Annotated in this window: 17 protein-coding genes; 11 read left to right on the forward strand and 6 right to left on the reverse strand. The window is 65.7% G+C overall.

The genetic code is table 11. The features are described from left to right. Positions 1-11 precede the first annotated feature (11 nt). Positions 12-1,214 carry an MFS transporter gene (locus ACO06P_RS17905; RefSeq protein WP_420346581.1) on the reverse strand — a complete coding sequence of 401 codons (1,203 nt, stop codon included), beginning with the start codon at positions 1,212-1,214 and terminating at the stop codon, positions 12-14. Between the two features lie 125 nt (positions 1,215-1,339). On the opposite strand from ACO06P_RS17905, the gene ACO06P_RS17910 reads away from it, so the two are divergent. The 10 genes from ACO06P_RS17910 to ACO06P_RS17955 all read left to right on the forward strand — a co-directional run bounded on the left by ACO06P_RS17910 (position 1,340) and on the right by ACO06P_RS17955 (position 11,038). Then, on the forward strand, positions 1,340-2,116 hold the full coding sequence (locus tag ACO06P_RS17910; protein WP_420346582.1) for an AraC family transcriptional regulator: 777 nt from the start codon (positions 1,340-1,342) through the stop codon (positions 2,114-2,116). Positions 2,117-2,254: 138 nt separating this feature from the next. Continuing rightward, entirely contained in the window at positions 2,255-3,160 is a 906-nt protein-coding gene (locus tag ACO06P_RS17915) for a GntR family transcriptional regulator (protein WP_420346583.1), read from the forward strand. Positions 3,161-3,417: 257 nt separating this feature from the next. Continuing rightward, entirely contained in the window at positions 3,418-4,503 is a 1,086-nt protein-coding gene (locus ACO06P_RS17920) for a polyamine ABC transporter substrate-binding protein (RefSeq protein ID WP_420346584.1), read from the forward strand. 85 nt (positions 4,504-4,588) lie between these two features. Next, complete coding sequence (locus tag ACO06P_RS17925; protein WP_420346585.1) at positions 4,589-5,449, forward strand: ABC transporter permease; 861 nt, start codon at positions 4,589-4,591, stop codon at positions 5,447-5,449. Further along, positions 5,442-6,230: an ABC transporter permease gene (locus ACO06P_RS17930; protein WP_420346586.1), complete on the forward strand. Its 789-nt coding sequence runs from the start codon at positions 5,442-5,444 to the stop codon at positions 6,228-6,230. The genes ACO06P_RS17925 and ACO06P_RS17930 overlap by 8 nt, the downstream gene beginning before the upstream one ends. Next, on the forward strand, positions 6,230-7,300 hold the full coding sequence (locus tag ACO06P_RS17935) for an ABC transporter ATP-binding protein (protein ID WP_420346587.1): 1,071 nt from the start codon (positions 6,230-6,232) through the stop codon (positions 7,298-7,300). The genes ACO06P_RS17930 and ACO06P_RS17935 overlap by 1 nt, the downstream gene beginning before the upstream one ends. A gap of 18 nt (positions 7,301-7,318) precedes the next feature. Further along, entirely contained in the window at positions 7,319-8,611 is a 1,293-nt protein-coding gene (locus ACO06P_RS17940) for a nucleotide disphospho-sugar-binding domain-containing protein (RefSeq protein ID WP_420346588.1), read from the forward strand. Between the two features lie 96 nt (positions 8,612-8,707). After that, on the forward strand, positions 8,708-9,076 hold the full coding sequence (locus ACO06P_RS17945; protein WP_420346589.1) for a cupin domain-containing protein: 369 nt from the start codon (positions 8,708-8,710) through the stop codon (positions 9,074-9,076). A gap of 14 nt (positions 9,077-9,090) precedes the next feature. Beyond that, complete coding sequence (locus tag ACO06P_RS17950) at positions 9,091-9,465, forward strand: cupin domain-containing protein (protein ID WP_420346590.1); 375 nt, start codon at positions 9,091-9,093, stop codon at positions 9,463-9,465. Between the two features lie 64 nt (positions 9,466-9,529). After that, the gene (locus ACO06P_RS17955) at positions 9,530-11,038 is read left to right on the forward strand and encodes an aldehyde dehydrogenase family protein (protein WP_420346591.1); all 1,509 of its coding nucleotides are present in this window, start codon (positions 9,530-9,532) and stop codon (positions 11,036-11,038) included. 48 nt (positions 11,039-11,086) lie between these two features. Here the strand turns inward: ACO06P_RS17955 and ACO06P_RS17960 are convergent, their stop codons facing one another. From ACO06P_RS17960 to ACO06P_RS17980, 5 genes are all read right to left on the reverse strand, one after another. Continuing rightward, the gene (locus tag ACO06P_RS17960; RefSeq protein ID WP_420346592.1) at positions 11,087-12,127 is read right to left on the reverse strand and encodes a universal stress protein; all 1,041 of its coding nucleotides are present in this window, start codon (positions 12,125-12,127) and stop codon (positions 11,087-11,089) included. Continuing rightward, on the reverse strand, positions 12,124-13,845 hold the full coding sequence (locus tag ACO06P_RS17965; RefSeq protein WP_420346593.1) for a cation:proton antiporter: 1,722 nt from the start codon (positions 13,843-13,845) through the stop codon (positions 12,124-12,126). Before ACO06P_RS17965 ends, ACO06P_RS17960 begins: the two co-directional genes overlap by 4 nt. Further along, the gene (locus ACO06P_RS17970) at positions 13,842-16,613 is read right to left on the reverse strand and encodes a cation-transporting P-type ATPase (RefSeq protein ID WP_420346594.1); all 2,772 of its coding nucleotides are present in this window, start codon (positions 16,611-16,613) and stop codon (positions 13,842-13,844) included. Before ACO06P_RS17970 ends, ACO06P_RS17965 begins: the two co-directional genes overlap by 4 nt. A 39-nt stretch (positions 16,614-16,652) precedes the next feature. Next, positions 16,653-16,844 (reverse strand): helix-turn-helix domain-containing protein, encoded by a 192-nt coding sequence (locus ACO06P_RS17975; protein WP_420346595.1) that lies wholly within the window; start codon positions 16,842-16,844, stop codon positions 16,653-16,655. 205 nt (positions 16,845-17,049) lie between these two features. Next, positions 17,050-18,249, reverse strand: a complete 1,200-nt coding sequence (locus ACO06P_RS17980; RefSeq protein ID WP_420346596.1) for an ROK family transcriptional regulator — start codon at positions 18,247-18,249, stop codon at positions 17,050-17,052. 414 nt (positions 18,250-18,663) lie between these two features. Here ACO06P_RS17980 and ACO06P_RS17985 point away from each other — a divergent pair, with 414 nt between their 5' ends. Continuing rightward, positions 18,664-19,701, forward strand: a complete 1,038-nt coding sequence (locus ACO06P_RS17985) for a sugar ABC transporter substrate-binding protein (RefSeq protein ID WP_420346597.1) — start codon at positions 18,664-18,666, stop codon at positions 19,699-19,701. Positions 19,702-19,734 lie beyond the last annotated feature (33 nt).

Genomic DNA, 19,734 nt, shown 5'->3' on the forward strand with positions numbered 1-19,734 from the left:
GCAAAGGACTTTCACTCCGCCGATGCTGATGTGGAAGCCGCTTCCGCGGTGACGGAATCGGGTTGGCGCCCGAAAACCGTGACGAAGCCCAGGGCTGCGGCGCCAAGCGAGAAGGCGGCGGCGAGGCCGAACATGTGCGGCCACGAGAACCCCGCCGCGATGCCGGCGAGCACCGCGCCGAGCGCACCGATACCGTCCAGCAGGACGAAGGCAAGACCCAGCGTCGTTCCTTCGCTGCGGCCAGTATGGTCGACCGCGCCCGCGAGAATGGCGGCGCGGATCGCATCCAGGGCGGCGACCGCGACGACCATCGCGGCGATCATGATCCAGAGCGAGGGCTGAAAAACCAGCAATGTGATCGCCAGTGCCGCTGTGAGATTGCCGAACACGACGACCGGCCGGCGTCCGGCGATGTCGGAGATCTTGCCGACCCAGGGCTGCGCCAGAGCGCCGATGATCAGCATGGTCGAAAACGCAATGCCGGCCGCCTCCGGCCCGAACCCGTGCTGGTCCGCAAGATAGAGCGGGATCATGCTGAGAAGCGCAATCAGGGCCATGTTGTAGAGGCAGATCATCGCCACCATGCGGAGTCCGTTGCCCCGCCGCCACATGCTCAGAAGGTCGAGCAGGTCCCGCCTGTTGACAGACGTTTTCTCGACACGCGGAACCGCGCGCGCCACGAAGAAGAAGCAGAAGCCCATGAGCGCGGCGGGAAGCACCGAGATCGCCAGCGCCTCGCGCCAGTCGACGTAAGCGAGGAGAAAGCCGACGGCGAGCGGCGCCAGCACCTCGGCAAGCGAGCCGCCGATGGCGTGAATGCCGAGCACGTGTGCACGCCGCTCTCTGCTGTTGCGCGCAAGCACGCCGGTGGCGATCGGGTGCCACGCCGCATCGCCCATGCCCGCGACGGCGAGCAACAGCGCGAGGCTCCAGAATCCCGGCGCCATGGCGGCCAGCAGGTACCCGACAGCGACCCACCAGAACGTGGCGACCAGGAGCCGGCCCCGGTTCGCGACGTGGTCGGCGAGGATGCCGGCTGGCAGATAGGCGAGCGCGCCGCCGACGTTGCAGATCGTGAACAGCAGGCCGACCTCGGCCGGCGAAAGCTCCATGGCGATGCCGACCGCCGGCACGATCAGCCACAGCGAACAGACCGGCCAGTCGTTGGCGAAATGGCCCAGCGCGAACCACGTCAGGAGGCTGCGGTTTTTCATGACGCTAAGATGCTCTGATCGAGAGGTGCGGACCTCAGGCCCGAAAGGCTTGAGCACCCTAGGGCAGAACGGTATGTCTTTCAGTCGACATTAAGACAAAATATATCTAGAAATCGTCAAGCGCCATGACCAATCCAAAACACCATCCTCTGAGCGACCTGGGCGAAGTTGTTCGGCCGCGCTACCTGGGGGAACTCGTCAGACCGACGTCCGGCGAAAGCTACGACTGGCACACCCACGACTTCGGGCAGCTCATCTCCGCTGCATCGGGGTCAATGTACGTCGGCACGCCGGACCGCGTCTTGTTGCTCAGTCCGGCGATGGTGTTGTGGATTCCGCCGGACGTTGAGCACTGGATGCGGTACGGATCGGACAACGAGATGCGCTACGTCGACGTACGCAAGGGCGAAGCTGAACTGATCGGGGAGGACTGCCGGATCATGGCAATGACGCCGTTGCTGAACGCCCTGATGGCCGGCACCATGCCCGACCGTGCCGCGAGCCGCGCGAACGAGCATAACGAGGCGCTTCACGACCTTCTGCGCCATGAACTGGTCGCCGCCCCGGATGTACCGCTCTCGATCGCCATGCCACAGGACCATCGCATCAGCCGGTTTGCCGAAGCGGCGCTCGACGATCCGGGCGCGATCGGATCGGTCGACTCCTGGCTTGCCGAAGCCCCGGCCAGCCGCAAGACCATCGAACGATTGTTTGTCACAGAAACGGGAATGCCGCCGTCGCGGTGGTTGCGGCACGCGCGCATTCTTCACGCCATTTCAAGGCTCGCCGCCGGCGAGAAGGTCAGCTCGGTCGCCTTCGACATGGGCTATGCGTCTTCAAGCGCGTTCAGCTACATGTTTCGCCGTACCCTTGGACGGAGCCCGAGCGATTTCGGCGTCTGAGCCCCGGCATCGAGGTTGGAGTGGAGCGGCGAGTTCTGAGTCAATGGGCGAAAACCGGCGGAGGTGTCCTCGCACCGGATTTCGTGGTAAGTCCGGAATCGATGGAGGGTCGCACCGCGGCCGCGGGAGCATGGAGCGATGCGCAGTTCGGAGCTTGCACGGCAGATCCTGGACACGCTGCGGCGGGAGCGCGCGGAGCCGGGGTTCCATATCCGCGAACAGTGGATCGCTGATGCGCTCGGCGTGTCCCGCTCGCCCGTCCGCACGGCGCTGAAGCAGCTCGAGAAGCACAAGATCGTCAGCCTGAAGCCGAGCCGCGGCTACTTTCTGACAGCGGCCCCCGGCTCCGATCTTTTCGAGCAGGTCGACCTGCCGGTGCCGGAGGTGGAGCGGATCTATCGGCAGATCACCAGCGAGCGCTTTGCCAATCTGCTGGGCAACCAGGTTTCCATCGCCGACCTGGTGCGGCGCTATGGCGCGGGCCGCAGCGTCATTCACAAGGTTCTGGCCCGCATGCAGGAAGACGGCCTGGTCGAGAAGACGCCCGGCCACGGCTGGGTCTTCGGCCCCGCTTTGAACGACGAGGCCTCCTATCAGGAAAGCTATCGCTTCCGTCTGCTGCTGGAGCCGGCGGCCTTGCGCGAGGAGCGCTTCGATCTGCCGGCCGCTCAGATCGCCGAACTGCGCGAGCGGCACCTCGCCGCCTTGTCGTCGGGTATCGAGTCGGAGCCCCTGAACAACCTGCTCGACATCGATGCGGCGTTTCACAATGCCCTGGGCGAGGCCTGCGGAAACCGCTTTCTCGCGCAGGCGATCCGCCAGCAGACGCGGCTGCGCCGCCTCTCCGAGTACGAAAAGTACACGACGCCTGAGCGCCTGGAGGCCTCCTTCGCCGAGCATCTGGCGATCCTCGATGCTGTGGAGCGGGGTGCCCTGGCGGAGGCTGCCGAGCGCATGTCGCTGCACATCCGCATGTCGGACGAAAACCGGCCCGACTTCCGCAAGGTCCGGGTCCTGGCGCACCGTCGCCTGACACGCCGCTAGACCTCTTTACCTGTTCTCGCCCTGCTTCCGGCTCTCCTGAATCCGGCGGTTTCACGGCCCGGGCAAGAGGGCCCAGGGATTGCGGGCTCCGTTCGCCCGGTTCGGTTGTATGGCGCTGTCGGGAAACCAGATTGTATAATTTTTGGAAATGATACAATATTGGCCGGAGACAGGGGCATCCGCAGGCCGGTTCAGGCTGCTGCGGTCAGAAAGCGGGGCGGGCAAACCGCCCCGGCAGACATGGAGGCAAAGCGGCAATGAAGAGTTTTCTCACGACGGCATCGACGGCCGCCCTGGCGGTGGCACTTGGCTTGGGCGCAGGGGGCATCGGCACATTCGGCCCGGGGGCGGGGGCCGCCATGGCCGCCGAGAAGATCGTCATCTCCAACTGGGACGGCTACATGCCCAAGGATCTGCCGGAGAAGTTCAAGGCTGAGACCGGGATCGAGGTGGAGGTCGCCCTCCATGCGACCAACGAGGAGATCATGGGCAAGGTCGTGGCCGGCAAGGGCAAGGGCTACGATGTGCTCTTCGTGTCCTCGCCCTTTGCGGAGGTCCTGAACAAGCTCGGCCTTTCGGCGCCGATCGATCACGCGAAGGTGCCGAACTTCGCCAATCTCTACCCGGAAGCGGCCAGCCTGGAATACGACCCGGGCAACAGCTTCTCGGCCCCCTATGCCTGGGGCACGACAGGTCTCTGCTATCGCTCCGATCTGGTCGAGGGCACGCCGTCGAGCTGGAATGACCTGCTGAATCCAAGCGACGGTTTGAAGGGGAAGGTGACCATGCTGGCCACCGACCGCTGGCTTATGGCGGCCGGCATGCTGGCCAGGGGCTACTCGGTGAACGAAACCAGCCAGGCCAAGATTGACGAGGTGAAGGCCCAACTCATCGAGACCAAGAAGGACCTGCTGGCCTACGACGACACCACCTTCTACTCGAAGCTCGTCTCGGGGGAGGCCAGCCTCGTGCATGCCTGGGACGGCTGGTGCAACTACGGCATCGCCGAGAACGACAAGATCAGGTATGTGATCCCGGAAGAGGGGACCGACCTCTGGGTCGACACCATGGTGATCACCGCGGCCTCCGAAAACAAAGACGCCGCGCACAAGTTCATCAACTACATCCTCAGCGCCGACAACGGCAAGTGGGTGGCCGAAAACATCCTCTACAAGGTGCCCAACAAGGCGGCCATGGAGGCCCTGGACAGCGGATTGCTGGCGAGTTTCCCCAACCTCGACATGGCGCCGGCCGATATGATGAAGCAGGAACAGCTGCGCGATCTCGGCTCTGCCCAGAAGGCCTATACCAAGGCCGTCACGGAGATCACGGCGTCGAACTAGCCGGTATCGGGCCGGAAGGCCGCCGCCGGGCAATCACGCTTCCAGCCCGGCGGCGGCCTTCCGGCCCCTGGATCCTGTTACCGTCATGAACAGCCAAAGACGATCCCTTGTTCTGGCCCTGCCCGGTCTCGGCTGGCTGACGGTCTTCATGATCGTTCCCTGCCTGATCGTCTTCTTCTTCAGCTTCTTCGAGCGCGGCGTCTATGGCGGGATCGAATACATCTTCGGCTTCGACAACTTTCTGCGCGCCGCCGAACCGATCTATCTCTCGATCTTTCTCGGGTCGGCCCGCATCGCCGCCCTGGCAACCCTGATTGCCGTCATCATTGCCTATCCGGCCGCCTATGCCATTTCCCTGGCCCGCAAGGACCGGCAGAACACCTACCTGTTCCTGGTCATGCTGCCGTTCTGGAGCAACTACCTGATCCGCACCTATGCCTGGATCGTCCTGCTGAACCGCGAAGGGCTGATCAACAAGGCGCTCGGCGGTGCGGGCGTCATCTCCGAGCCGCTCAACATCCTCTACAACGACTTCGCGGTGGTGACCGGGCTGGTCTACAACTACCTGCCGTTCGTCATCCTGGCGATCTATGCCTCGCTGCAGCGCCTCAGTCCGGAGCTGCGCGAGGCCTCGACAGACCTTGGCGCGCCGGCCTGGAAGACCTTTCTGCGCGTCACCCTGCCACTCACCCTGCCCGGCGTTGCCGCCGGCGCGGTCTTCGTCTTCGTGCTCTCCATCGGCAACTTCATCACCCCGGATCTGCTGGGCGGCGGACGCATCCAGATGGTCGGCAACCTGATCTACGATCAGTTTCTCTCGGCCCGCGACTGGCCCTTCGGCGCGGCACTGTCGCTGATCCTGATCTTCATCATGATGCTGCTGCTGTTCACCCAGGCCGTGCTCGTCAACCGGGCCCAGCAGGCAAGGGCCGCACCGCATGGCTAGGGCGGCGGTGGCGCAGCGGGCGCTCGGCCTGCATCTGGCCCTGACCTATGCCTTTCTTTACGGGCCGATCCTCGTGCTGATGATCCTCAGCTTCAACCGGGCCGGCCTGCCGACGGCCTGGACCGGGTTCTCCTTCGACTGGTACGTCACCCTGGCGGGCAGCCCGGAGATTCTGGCCGCCGCCCTCAACACCATCGTCGTGGCGGTCGTTTCGACAGTGATCGCCACCACACTGGGAACCCTTCTGGCGCTGGGGGTGGAGCGGCGCCGGCAGTCGAACGCGGTCGATGCGCTGCTCTTCGCGCCGATGATCATTCCCGATATCGTGCTGGCCATCGCGCTGCTGTCGTTCTTCACCCTGCTGGAGGTGACTCTCGGCCTGCACTCCATCATTCTCTCGCACGTGGTGTTCAACATCGCCTTTGTCTGCGCGGTGGTGCGCACGCGCCTGAAGCATTTCGACTATGCCATCATCGAGGCCTCCATCGACCTCGGCGCGGACCGCTTCACCACCTTTCGCCGGGTCACGCTGCCGGTGATCTTTCCGGGGGTGCTGGCCGGGGCTCTGCTGGCCTTCACGCTTTCCTTCGACGAATTCATCATCGCGTTCTTCACCGCCGGCGCCGGCGCCAGCTCCACGACGCTTCCGATGCGCATCTATTCGATGATCCGCTTCGGTGTGACGCCGGAAATCAACGCCATGGCGACGATCATCATGCTGATCAGCTTCACGCTGGTGTTCTTCTCCCAACGTCTGAACCGCGGCGCGACGGTCGACTGATGGCGGGTGGCACGGTCATCTCCCTGCAAGGGGTCACCAAGCGCTTCGGCGGGCTGACGGCGGTCGACGGGGTCTCCGTGGACCTGGCGGAAGGAGAATTCTTCGCCCTGCTCGGGCCCTCGGGCTGCGGCAAGACGACCCTGCTGCGCATGGTCGCCGGCTTCGAGGAACCGGACGAAGGCGCGATCCTGCTGGACGGCAGGGATATGGCGCGCCTCGGCGCCAACCGGCGGCCGATCAATCTGATGTTCCAGTCCTATGCGCTCTTTCCGCATATGGATGTGCGCCGAAACATCTCCTACGGCCTGGAGATGGAGCGGCTGCCGAAAGGCGAGATCGCCCGCAGGGTCGATGAAATCCTCGAACAGACCCAGCTCTCGGACCTGGCGCGGCGCAAGCCTTCCCAGCTTTCCGGCGGCCAGCGCCAGCGCGTGGCTTTGGCGCGCGCCCTGATCAAGCGCCCCCGGGTGCTGCTTCTCGACGAACCGCTCGGCGCCCTCGACAAGAAGCTCCGCGAGCAGATGCAACTGGAGCTGAAACGTTTGCAGCACGAGTTCGGGATCACCTTCGTGGTGGTGACGCATGATCAGGAAGAAGCCCTGGTTTTGGCTGACCGGATCGCCCTGATGGATGGGGGGCGGATCGTCCAGCTGGACGCCCCGCGGGCGCTCTATGAGGAACCCCGAACCCGCTTTGCCGCCCGGTTCATCGGGGTCACCAATCTCTTCGAGGGCAGGGCCGTGGCCGAAGGCATCGAGGTTGCCGGTCTGGGGGTGCTCCGGGCGCCCTCGCAACTGCCCGCCGGAACCGCCTGTGCGCTCTCGGTCCGGCCGGAGCGCATGGTTCTCACAACGGAACGGCTGGCGGAGGGCTATAACGCCCTGCCCGGGGAGATCACCGACATTGCCTATCTCGGCCAGAGCGAGACCCTGCTGGTCGCCGTGGCCGGCCATGACAGCCCGGTCCTGGTGCGTACGTCGGCGGACGACGCGGAGGCGTCACGCTACCGTGTCGGACAGCCGGTCTGGTGCCATTGGCGGCCCGCGCACGGCCGCATTCTTACCGACTGACCTTCCAGAGAGGATGCCATGAGCAAGAAAACGATCGCATTCTTCCCCGAGGCCGCCTTCGGCCCGGCCCTCAACTCCGTTGGCATCGCTCAGGCGGTCGAAAAGCTGGGGCATAAGGCCGTCTTCCTTTCGGACCCCGGCTTTGTGGAGGTCTATGAGGGCTATGGTTTCCCGTGCCACCCGGTGAACCTCTCCGAGCCCATGCCGCCGGAGGAGATGGCGAAGTTCTGGGAGGACTTCATCAACGGCCACATTCCGAACTTCGCCAAGAGCCCGATCGATCAGATCGACAACTACGTGAAGGAATGCTGGGAAGCGATTGTCGACAGCGCCAAGTGGGCGGAGAAGGATCTGCCGCAGGTCCTCGAGAAGCTGCAGCCGGACGTGGTCTGCGTCGACAACGTGATCCTCTTCCCGGCGATCAAGCGCTACGCCAAGGAAAACGGCAAACCCTGGGTGCGCATCATCTCCTGCTCTGAAAACGAAATCGAAGATCCTGCGATTCCGCCGCACCTGTCGGGCTGCGGCGAGAAGGACAGCGGCTGCCATGCCCGCTACCGTGCGCGCTTCAACGAGGTCATCAAGCCGATCCATGACGACTTCAACGGCTTTCTCGAAAGCTGCGGCGAATCAGCCTATCCGCTCGGCGAGTTCTTCGAAGCCTCCCCGCATATGAACTTCCTGCTCTATCCGGAACCGGTGCGCTTCGACCGCTCCCAGCCGCTCGATCCGGCGCGGTTTCAATACCTCGAGGGCTGTGTGCGGGAGGATGAGCCCTACACCGTGCCGACCTTCAAGGCGCACAACGACAAGCCGCTGCTTTACGTGAGCTTCGGTTCCCTCGGCGCTGGCGACACGGACCTCCTGAAGCGGCTGATCGCCGCGCTGGCGAAGCTGGAGCTGAGGGCGCTGGTGAATGTGGGCGACTATATGGCGGCTTATGACAGCGTACCGGACAACGTGCATCTTGCCAGCTGGTATCCCCAGCCCTCGGTCATCCCGCAAGTCGATGCCGTGATCCATCACGGCGGCAACAACAGCTTCACCGAGTGCCTTTACTTCGGCAAGCCGGCGATCATCATGCCCTATGTCTGGGACGGGCACGACAACGCAACGCGGGTGCAGGAAACCGGCCACGGCTTCAAGCTTGACCGCTACCGGTGGACCGAAGAGGAGCTTGCGGAGAAGATCCACAGGATGCTCAGCGATCCGGCGATGCGCGAAAAGCTGGATGCGACGGCCAAACACTCCCAGGGACAGCATGGGCCCAGCAAGGCGGCCGGTATCCTCGACACCCTGGCTGGGCAATGAGCGATGGCCAGCGGCTGTCCGTTGCACAGACAGGATCGGCCCTCTATGCCTCTGATGAGTACACCCTCTGATCCGTCCTGAAAGGAACCCTCCACCTTGCCCACGAACCTCAGATCCTCGGCGCCGCACATCGCTGGGGCCTCCCACTGGAAGGAAGAACTGGTCGACTGGGGCGGTCACCTGGAGCCCATCGACGGCAAGTCGACCAATGCCGGCCGCCTGCTCTGGAAGGGGGAGCGCGATGGCCTGCCCGAGGCCGGTATCTGGGACTGCACCCCGGGCAGCTGGCGGCTCGAACTGCCGCGAGACGAGCTCTGCCATTTTGTCTCCGGCCGGGCTACCTACGCCCGGGACGACGGCGAGGTGATCGAAGTGGTGCCGGGCACTGTCGTGCATTTTCGTGAAGGCTGGACCGGCACCGTCACGGTGCACGAAACCATTCGCAGCATCTATATGCTGCGCTGATCGAGGACCCTGTGATGAGCCACGCCAATAAGGATAAGAGCCAACCTGCAACCCCGGTGATGCAGGACCCGAGGGCCGTTGCGGACACGGTCGACTGGGGAGCCGTCCCGACGATGATCGAAGGCGAGAGTCGGACCTCCGGCAAGCTGCTGTACAAGGGGCCCGGTGGCAGTCCGGAGTCCGGCATATGGATCTGCACGCCGGGCTACTGGGACTGCCATGTCACCGCCGACGAGCTCTGCCACTTCCTGGAAGGCCGCTGTACCTACACCCACGAGTCCGGCGAAGTGATCGAGATCGAACCGGACACCGCCGCCTTCTTCCCGGCCGGATGGAAAGGCACCTGCCGTGTCCACGAGACGGTAAGGAAGGTCTACATGATCCGATGAAACCCGCGACAACCCAGCGGCACGCGAGACAGAAGGGTCCCCCAACAAAGCGGACTGTGCAGCCATGAGTTTCGACCCGAACCAGCCCTCCTTCTTCATCACGCCCGCGTTCATCGGCGCGGGCGGCGGCCCCCTGACGGTGACGGACCCGGCAACCCTCGAGCCGGTCGGCATCATTGCCGAAGTTTCCGAGGCGGAGCGCGAAAAGGCTCTCGATGCGGCGCAGGCGGCGCAGCGGCATTGGAGGCGCGTCGACGCCAAGTCCCGGTCCCAGGTGCTGCACCGCATCGCCAGCGCCATCGAGTCCCGCGACATGCGCCGCTGCGCGGAGCTGATGTCGCGGGAGATGGGCAAACCCTATCCCGAGGCGATCGGCGAGATTGCCAACTGCGCGGGCGCCTTCCGCTATTTCGCGGAGATGGCGCGCGACGAGGCGGGCAAGGTCGCGGGCACGACCCAGACCGGTTCCTTTCAGTTTGCCCGCTACGAGCCGCTTGGCGTCAGCGTCCACATCATGCCCTTCAACTTTCCGATCCTGCTGATGTGCTGGACCGTGGCGGCTTCCCTTGCCGCCGGCAATGCCTGCATCGTCAAGCCCGCACCGGCGACGACGCTGTCGACCCTGGAGTTCATGCCGGTGTTCAACGCCCTGCCGGAGGGGCTGCTCTGCTGCCTGCCCGGCGGTGCGGAGGTGGCGCAGGCTCTGATCGCCTCGCCGAAGACCCATGCCGTGGCCTTCACGGGCTCCGTCGGCGCGGGCAAGGCTGTGGCCGCTGCGGCGGCGGCGCAGATGAAGCCGGCGGTGATCGAGGCCGGCGGCAGCGATGCCATGATCGTCAGTGCCAAGGCGCCCCTGGAGGTCGCGGCCAGCGGCGCGGTCACGGCGGCTTTCCACATGTCGGGACAGGTCTGCACCTCCGCCGAGCGGCTGTTCGTGGTCGATGGCGTCCACGATGCCTTTCTGGAGGCCTTCGTCGCCGCGGCGAAGGGGCTGCGCATCGGCAACGGACTTGCGAAGTCCGAGATCGGGCCGCTGGTGAGCGAGGCCGCGCGGGAGAAAGTCATGGCGCTGGTGGAGGATGCCCGGAGCAAGGGCGCCCATGTTGCGCTCGGCGGCAAGGTGCCGGGTGACCAGCCGGTGGGCTGGTTCTACGAGCCGACCATCCTGACCGGCGTGACCCCGGAGATGGCCGTGATGCAGGAGGAGTGCTTCGGCCCCGTGGCGTCGATCTGCCGGGTCAGGGACTTCGACGAAGCGCTGGAGCGGGCCAACGACAGCCGCTTCGGGCTCGGCGCTTCCGTCTTCACCACCAGCCTGGCGGAGGCCATGGAGGCGGCGGAGCGCCTGGAGGCCGGCATGGTCTGGGTGAACAACCCGCTGATCGACAACGACGCCCTGCCGTTCGGCGGTTGGAAGATGTCGGGCCTGGGGCGGGAACTAAGCCGGCTCGGGCTGGACGCTTTCCGCCGTTCCAAGATGGTGGTCATCGACCACAAGCCGGCCATTCAGGACTGGTGGTACCCCTATCCGGACGACTGGTTCTACGAAACCGGCGGGCGCAGTCACACCTAGGCCTGCGCTGCGCTCTCTGGTCTGAGCGGCGCCCGTCGTCGCTGGCCGTCAGAGCGCGGCGATCATGTTCATGACCGGGCTGACATAGTGGGGCGGCTTTACGGTGACCACTGAACAGTCGACGCTGTTGAGAATGTCCTCTGCGGTGTTGCCGATGATGAAACCGGGAACGCCGGTGCGTGCGATGGTGCCCATGACCAAGAGGTCCGCCTTCAGGGCCTCGACCTGCATGGGGATGACGCTGCGCGCCTCGCCGCGCTCCAGGCGGAAGCGAAAGGCGATACGCTCGGCGGCGGCGGGACCGATCCAGCCACGCGCCTGTTCGGCCAACGCGGCCAGGGCGTTCCAGTGGGTGGCGCGCAGCTCGCTGGTATAGGCCTCCGCAGCGTGCTTGGGGTCACTCCCGTCGGACCACAGGCGCACCAGACCCTCGCCGGGCGCATCCCAGACGTGGAGCAGATAGAGATCTCCCTGGGCGGCGGCGGCGACCCGGGCGGCCAGCTCCAGAATGCGGCGATTGAGGCCCGCCAGGGTTTTCGGTTCGCCCGCGGAGGTCGCATCCACGTCTACCGCCGCCACCACGGTCTTTGGCGGCGTCGCGGCGGTGTCGTTGCGCAGCCAGACGGGGCAGGGGCACTTGCGCAGCAGGTGCTGATCGGTGCTCGCGAAGACAAAGTGCGCCGACCCGTCGAGCCGCTCCGCCGTTTTGAGGAGGAGGTCGACGTTCTCGGCGATCACGTAGCGGACGATCTCCAGAAACTGCTTGCCGACACGAAGGGTGAAGCCGGGCTGCACATCGAGCCCCGCACGGGCGATCTGGTCCTGCAGCGCCTCGCGGTATTCCGTCAGTCGGCGTTTCTCGATCTCCTGCGCCGAAACGCCGGCCGCCCGGGCGATGCGATCGATTTCCGGCAACGGCTCCAGAACGCCCAGGACGGTCAGGCGGGCACCCCAGGCGGCGGCCAGGCCTGCACTGCTCTGCAACAGCGTCCCGTCATGATCGTCGAGTCCGCAAACCACGGCGATATGCCGCGGAACCGGTGTGCCTTCCCTGTCGCCTTGCAGGGCCGCCGGGCTGTCTTCGATCATGCCGAAAGCTCCCTCTGTCCTTCCGGATCGTCTGCCTCGCTGTGTGGCGGCGAAATCCCGTTCTGGATGAGGGCGGCTGCGCGCGAGGCGGCATCGCGAAAGGGCATCAGCACGAGATCCGCCCCTCCGGCCTCCAGGGCATCGGCGGTTTCTTCCTGATGGGCGGCCACGGCGATTCGCCCGCCGAACTTCAGGTCGGTGAGGGAACGGATAAGTGAGCGCCGCGGGTCGTCGTGCGAGACGCCGGTGTCGTGTTCCGGCACGGCGGAGACCGCCCAACGGGCCTGGCCGAGAGGCAGGTGGGCGAGGAACTCCGGGTCCGTGGCATCGCCGAAGACCACGTCGAAGCCCCGTTCCCGGGCATGGCGCACGGCGACCGGGTTGAAGTCGACGCCCAGAACCCGCCAGCCGGCGCGGCTCAGTTCCTGGGCGATCCCCATGCCATAGCGGCCGAGACCGAAGATCAGCACATCGCAGGCCACGGCCCTGGCGGCCAGGCTTGCGTCTTCCGCCTGCCCGGCGGAGCGCCGTTCGAAGGGACCGAGCAAGGGTTCGATCCGGCCGTAGATCTGATGAGAGTAGGTGATCATGTAGGTGGAGACGGCAATGGTGATCAGACCGACCAGGGTAACCAGACCCAGGGCGTCCTCCGCCACATGGCCGATCGATACCCCCATGGCCATGAAGATCAGCGAGAACTCGCTGATCTGCGCGACGGTCAGGCCGGCGAGGAAGCCGGTGCGCTTGCGGTAGCCCATGGCGCCCATGATCGCCAGCACGATCAAGGGGTTGCCGATGAGGACGAAGAGCGAAAAGATCACGGCGGCGAAGACACTGGCGCCGAGGACAGAGAGATCCAGGGAGGCGCCCAGTGCGATGAAAAAGAACAGCAGCAGGAAGTCGCGCAGGGAGGCGAGCCGGGCGGAGATCGCCTCGCGGAACGGCGTCGAAGCCAGCGAAACGCCCGCCAGCAGGCCGCCCAGTTCCTTGCCGAATCCCAGGTAGTGGCCGAGGGCCGCCAGCAGCGCTGCCCAGCCGATGGCGAAGGAGACCAGCAGTTCCGGCGCGCGGGACAGCCGCTCGACCAGCGGATTGGCGAGGAAGCGGACGAAGAGGCCCACTGCGACCAGCATGGCCGCGCCGTAGCCGAAGACCAGCAGCACGTCGGAGAAGGCCGCGTCGCCCCCGGTGCCCACGCCGATGGCCGAGAGCACGATCATCGCCAGCACCACAACCACATCCTGGACGATCAGGAAGCCCAGGGCGATGCGTCCGTGCAGGGAGTCGATCTCCCGCTTGTCGGAGAGCAGCTTCACGATGATGATCGTTGAGGAAAAGGTGAGCGCGACGGCGACATAGAGGCTCGTCAGGGTCCCGAGGCCGAGCGCCAGTCCGATCAGAAACCCGAAGATGGTCGTGAAGGCGACTTGCCCGAGCCCGGTCATCAGCGCGATGGGCCCCAGGGTGCGCACCAGCTTCAGGTCGAGCTTCAGGCCGACCAGAAACAGCAGGACGGCGATGCCGAGTTCCGCCAGGAGGTCGATGTGCTCGTCGGACTTGGCAATGTCGAAGACCGAGGGTCCGGCCAGGATGCCCACCGCGATGAAGCTCACGATCAGGGGCTGGCGCAGCATCAGCCCGACGAAGCCGACGCTGGCCGCCAGCACCAGAAGGGCTGCGATCTCGTAGAAGATGTACCCGCCGATGGCCTCGCTCATGACCGGTGCGGCCGTGCTGTCATTGAATTCTGCGGGTTCTCTTTGCGGCCAGGCCCCAGGAGACGCTGCCGCAAACGCTTCTCCAACTCCAGGATCAGCATGACCGCCACGCCGACGGCGACGATCTGCAAGCCCTCGAGCAGGCTCAGGGGCCGGGTGTCGAAGAAGGCTTCCATGAAGGGTGCGTAGGTGAAGAGGAACTGCAGCGCCGTCACGGCGGTGATGGCGATCAGCACCGGCTTGGTCCCGATGACGCCGCGCAGGGTCAGCGAGCTGTCGTTCAGATAGCGCACGGAGAAGAGATAGAAGATCTCCATCACAACCAGCGTGTTGACGGCGACCGTCCGTGCCTCCTCGATGCTTGCACCCTGGGCCTGGGCCAGGGCGAACTTGCCGAAGATGCCGCCGCAGAACAGCAGCGAGACGAAAGCCACACGCCAGACCACGAAGGCGGAGAGGATCGGCTCGCCGGGCGCGCGCGGTGGGCGGCGCATGACGCCGCGCTCCGAGGCCTCGAAGGCCAGGGTCATGGCCAGGACCACCGAGCTCACCATGTTGATCCAGAGGATCTGAACCGGGGTGATCGGCAGGGTGAGGCTGAAGAGGATGGCGATGATCAGGCTCAGGGACTCGCCGCCGTTGACGGGCAGCAGGAAGATGATCGCCTTCTTGAGATTGTCGTAGACCGTGCGCCCGGCTTTCACCGCGGCGGCGATGGTGGCGAAGTTATCGTCGGCGAGGACGATTTCCGCGGCCTCCTTGGCCGCCTCCGTCCCCTTGCGGCCCATGGCGATGCCGATATCGGCGCGTTTCAGGGCCGGCGCGTCGTTGACGCCGTCGCCGGTCATGGCGACCACCGCGCCGCCCTGTTGCAGGGCTTCGACCAGGCGCAGCTTGTGCTCCGGGCTGGTGCGGGCGAAGACGTCGACCTCGGCAGCCCGGCGGCTGAGGGCTTCCGTGTCGAGCCCGTCGATCTCGGCGCCCTGCAGAACGTCCCGCGTGTTCTCCAGGTTCAGCTGGCGCGCGATGGCCTGGGCCGTGCCGGCGTGGTCCCCGGTGATCATCTTCACCCGGATGCCGGCGGCGCGGCAGTCGGCCACCGCAGCCACGGCCTCCTCCCGCGGGGGGTCGATCAGGCCGACCAGCCCCAGCAGCGTCAGGCCGTCCGCCACATCGTCGAAACGCAGGGCGCTGTGCTCCCAGGGCGTTCGCTTGCTGGCGATCGCCAGAACGCGCTGACCCTCGGCGGCGATCGCATCGGCGCGGCGATGCCAGTAGTCGATGTCCAGCGGCTCCATGCGCCCGTCGTCGTGATGTTGCCATTGGCACATCTCCAGCAGGCGCTCCGGCGCTCCCTTCACATAGATCGCCGCCTGTCCGCTGTGGTCGTGATGCAGGCTGGCCATGAAGCGGTGCTGGGAGTCGAAGGGAATGGCGTCGGTGCGGGGATGGGCGCCGCGTTCGACCGCGGGGTCGAGCCCGGCCTTGTGGGCCAGGGTCACCAGCGCCCCCTCCATCGGGTCGCCGACCACGTGCCAGTCGTCGTCCTGCCCCGTGAGCTCGGCTTCGCTGCAGAGAAAGGCGGCCCGGGCGAGGCCGCCCAGCAGCGGAAAGCCGCTCACTTCAATGTCGTGCCCGTCGAGCGCAAAACCGCCGTGCGGCGCATAGCCGGTGCCGGAAACCGCGAAGAGCTGCCGCGCGGTGGCGACGGAGGCGACGGTCATTTCGTTCTTGGTGAGCGTGCCCGTTTTGTCGGAACAGATGACCGAGACCGAACCCAGGGCCTCGATCGCGGGCAGCCGGCGCACGATGGCATGGCGCGCCGCCATGCCCTGGACCCCGATGGCCAGGGTGACCGTAAGGATTGCCGGCAGCCCCTCCGGAATCGCGGCCACCGAAAGACCGACCACGGCCATGAAGAGCTCGCTGAAGCCGTAGTCTCCCAGCGTCAGACCGAAGAGCAGAATGGCGGCGCTGGCGGCCAGGATGAACAGGGTCAGCCACTTGGCGAAGACCGCCATCTGGCGGATCAGCGGCGTTGTCGTCGACTGCACTTCGGCGATGAGCGCGCTGACCTGGCCCAGCTCCGTCGCCGCGCCGGTTGCCACGGCGACACCGCGGCCCTGTCCGGCGGCCACCAGGGTGCCGCTGAAGGCCAGGCAGCTGCGATCGCCGAGGGGCGCTTCGACCACGACCGGCGTCGTCGTCTTGTCGACGGCAACCGACTCGCCGGTCAGCACGGCCTCCTGGATCTTCAGTCCGCGGATGTCCAGGAGTCTGAGGTCGGCGGGCACGCGGTCGCCGGCTTCCAGGATGACGATGTCGCCGGGAACGACCTCGTCGCCGCTCACGGTCTGGCGATGTCCTGCGCGCAACACCGTGGCTTTGGGGGCCAGCATGTCGCGAATGGCAGCCAGCGCCCGCTCCGCCTTGCCTTCCTGGATGAAACCGATCACCGCGTTGACGAAGACCACCGCCACGATTACGCCGGTGTCGACGAGATGGCCCAGGGCCGCCGTCGTCGCCGCTGCCGCCAGCAGGACGTAAATCAGAAGATTGTGGAACTGGCGCAGAAAGCGCACCAGGGGACCCTGCCGCTTGGGTTCGGGCAGGCGGTTCGGGCCGTAGCGGGCCAGGCGCGCCGCCGCCTCAGGATCGACAAGCCCCTGCTCGGCGCTTGCGCCAAGCGTTTCCAGAGCTTCCTCTTGTGGCCGGTCGTGCCAGGTGGTCGGCGCTTGTTTCTCCGGGCCTGCCTCTACGCGAGGCATGCCGGCCCCGTTCGATCGTCCCGGCCGGGCAGGTCTGTTTCAGCCGTCCTTCGTTTCCTTGCCACAGCTCGGCGCGCGCGTGGCGTGTTCATTCACAAAGGCCTCCAGATCCTTGACTGCCACCCGGAATTCGCGGCCCAGCCGTATTGCGCGAAGTTCGTTTTGGTGGATCCAAGACCGCACAGTCGCTTCCCGCACCCTGAGGAGCTCCGCAATTTCCTGCGTGGTCATGAATGGTTTACTGAGCATGCTTCGGTCCCACTGAAAATCATATAAGACTGTTATGGGCCGTTCAAAGTGTTTCGGGGCGTTTGGATGCTTTCCAGGCCAGCCCCTTGGGGCGGCGCCACCGGATCAGTCTGTTGGAGCCCCCAGTCTGTTGGGCCCCAGTCTGTTGGGGCCCCAGTCTGTTGGGGCCAATGCCTCAGGCCTCCGCTCAGGCGGCGGTTTTCTTCACCAGCAGGTTCTGGTCCGGCGAGAACTGACGGATCAGCGGCAGGATGGCGGCGCCGCAGACCCGTGCCCGCGGACCCACGTTGCCGCGGCGGATCTCCAGCGGGCTGGTGCCGGTGAGGTCGATTTCCGTCAGCGCCGCGCGGACGTCTGCGACGAAGGCCTCGACCTCCTCGCTATGGAGCATAGCATCGATGACGACTCCTTCGAAGTCGATGATGCTGATGGCCGCTGCGATGGCCTGGGCGATGGGCGGGGCCGCGCTGCGCCGCCAGCGGGTGAAGGCCTCGGCGGCGCGCGGGTCGCGCACCAGATCGGCGATCATGGCGTCGCCGGTTATGCCTGCCTTGCGGAGTTCGTCCGTCAGGCGAAACAGGGAGCCCTGGCGGATCAACTGTTCGAGATGGCCGTCCCGGGCGGCGACGGGGATGGAGCCGATGGCCCCGGCGTTGCGCCGCGTGCCTTCGAAAAGGCGCCCCTCGATGACCACGCCGCCGCCGACGAAGGTGCCGACATAGATGTAGAGCGCGGAGGAAAAGGTGAGCGCACCGCCCAGGGTCATCTCCGCCGCACAGGCGGCCGTGGCGTCGTTGTGGACCTCCACCGGCAGGCCGGTGAGCTCGGCGACGGCTGCGGCGACGTCGACCTTGTCCCAGTCCGCCAGTTCGCTGGGGTCGAGCCCCATGACGTCGGTCCAGGCGGAGAGCTGGCCGGGCATGGCGACGCCGACACCGACGATCCGGCCGCGCAGCCTCTCCTCCAGGCCGTCCAGCAGGCCGGTCAGCTCCCGCCGCAGCAGGGCGGCGACTTCCACCTGGCGCGGGGCGGGGTAGGGAAACTGTCGGTACTCCACCGCCTGGCCGTGGAAATCCACCAACATCAGTTCCAGGCTGCGGCGGCCGATCTTCACGCCCAGCGAGAGCACGCCCTGGGCGTTCAGGGCGATGGGGGTGTGGGGCTGGCCCACCTTGCCGCGCACCTTCTTCTCCTTGCGGACCAGCCCTTCTTTCAGAAGGGCATTGACGATCACCGAGACGGCCTGGGCGCTGAGGCCGGTGTGACGGGCGATCTCGGCTTTCGGCAGGGCTCCCGCCTGGCGGATCAGGTCCAGGATCATCCGCTTGTTGTAGGCCCTGAGCCCGACCTGGTCGCCGCCGCGAATCTGAAAGTCACCCTGGGTCATGATCGCCTTCGCGTCTTGGTCGCCGCCGGGCAGTCCGCCGGTTTCTCGCGTTTCGGCCCATCGCGCTGCGCGGACAGGGCGCTTTGGGGCATCGCACCTCTGGGCGTCGCCCTTCAGGGGGCGGCAGACTGCCCACACAGAATGGGGATTTCCCCGCTGCGGGGCAAATAATTCTTATTGATTTATTATTTGCGCGCTTTGCAACCCAAAGGCTTCCTCACTGTCTCCGGGCCGTCGCGCGCAGCATCGGAGCGGCCCAGCGGACAATAAAAAACTCAATGTGATTTATTTATTGACAGCCAGGAAATGCAGGGGTTAAATCGGAGAATACGGAGCAAGCTGCGCCGTTTCGGCCGGCCCGACAAGAAGCTCCGAGACAACGAAGTCCAATCGCCTCTAGGGAGGAGCTCTATCATGAAGTCCGCCATGAAGTATGGTGTCATCGGAACGATCACGGCCGCTGGCGTGATGGCCCTGGCCGGTCTTGCCGCACCGGTCCAGGCCGAGGATGTCATCGTCGGTCTCATCACCAAGACCAACACGAATCCCTTCTTCGTGAAGATGCGCGAGGGCGCGCAGGCCAAGGCGGGGGAACTGGGGGCCGAGCTGCGCACCTTCGCCGGCAAGTACGACGGCGACAACGCGGCCCAGATCGAGGCCATCGAGAGTCTTGTCGCCGCCGGCGCCAAGGGCATTCTGATCACCCCTTCCGACCCCGCGGGGCTGGCCGACACGGTACGCCGGGCGCGTGAGGCCGGGGTGCTTGTGATCGCCCTCGATACGCCCTTCGATCCGCCGGAGGTCGCCGACGCGACCTTCGCGACCGACAACTTCCGCGCCGGGGAACTGATCGGCCAGTGGGCCGCCGCCAAGATGGGCGACACGGCCCAGGCCAAGATCGCCACCCTGGATCTCTCCGAGGCGCAGATCACGGTGGACGTGCTGCGCAACCAGGGCTTCCTCAAAGGCTTCGGCGTCGATACGAAAAACATCAACAAGATGTACGACGAGGACGATCCCCGCCTGGTCGGCGGCGACTCCACCCTGGGGTCCGAGGAAGGCGGGCGCACGGCCATCGAGAACCTGATGCAGAAAGACCCTGGCATCAACGTCATCCACACGATCAACGAACCCGCCGCCGCGGGTGCCTACGAGGGGCTCAAGTCCTTCGGCATGGCCGGCAAGGTGCTGATCGTCTCGGTCGACGGCGGCTGCCCCGGTGTGCAGAACGTCAAGGAAGGCATCATCGGCGCCACCTCCATGCAGTTCCCGCTGCGCATGGCCTCGCTCGGGGTCGAAGCGGTTGTGGAGTTCGCAAAGAGCGGGACGAAGCCGGAGAACACGGAAGGCCTGAGCTTCTTCGATACCGGTGTCGAGCTGGTGACCGACGAGCCGGTCGACGGCATCCCCTCGATCTCTTCGGAGGAAGCGCTGGCAAAGTGCTGGGGTTGAAAATACCGGGGTCGAGAATACCGGGATTGAGAG

It is taken from the genome of Pelagibius sp. (genome assembly GCF_965227505.1).
Classification (GTDB): Bacteria; Pseudomonadota; Alphaproteobacteria; order Kiloniellales; family Kiloniellaceae; genus Pelagibius.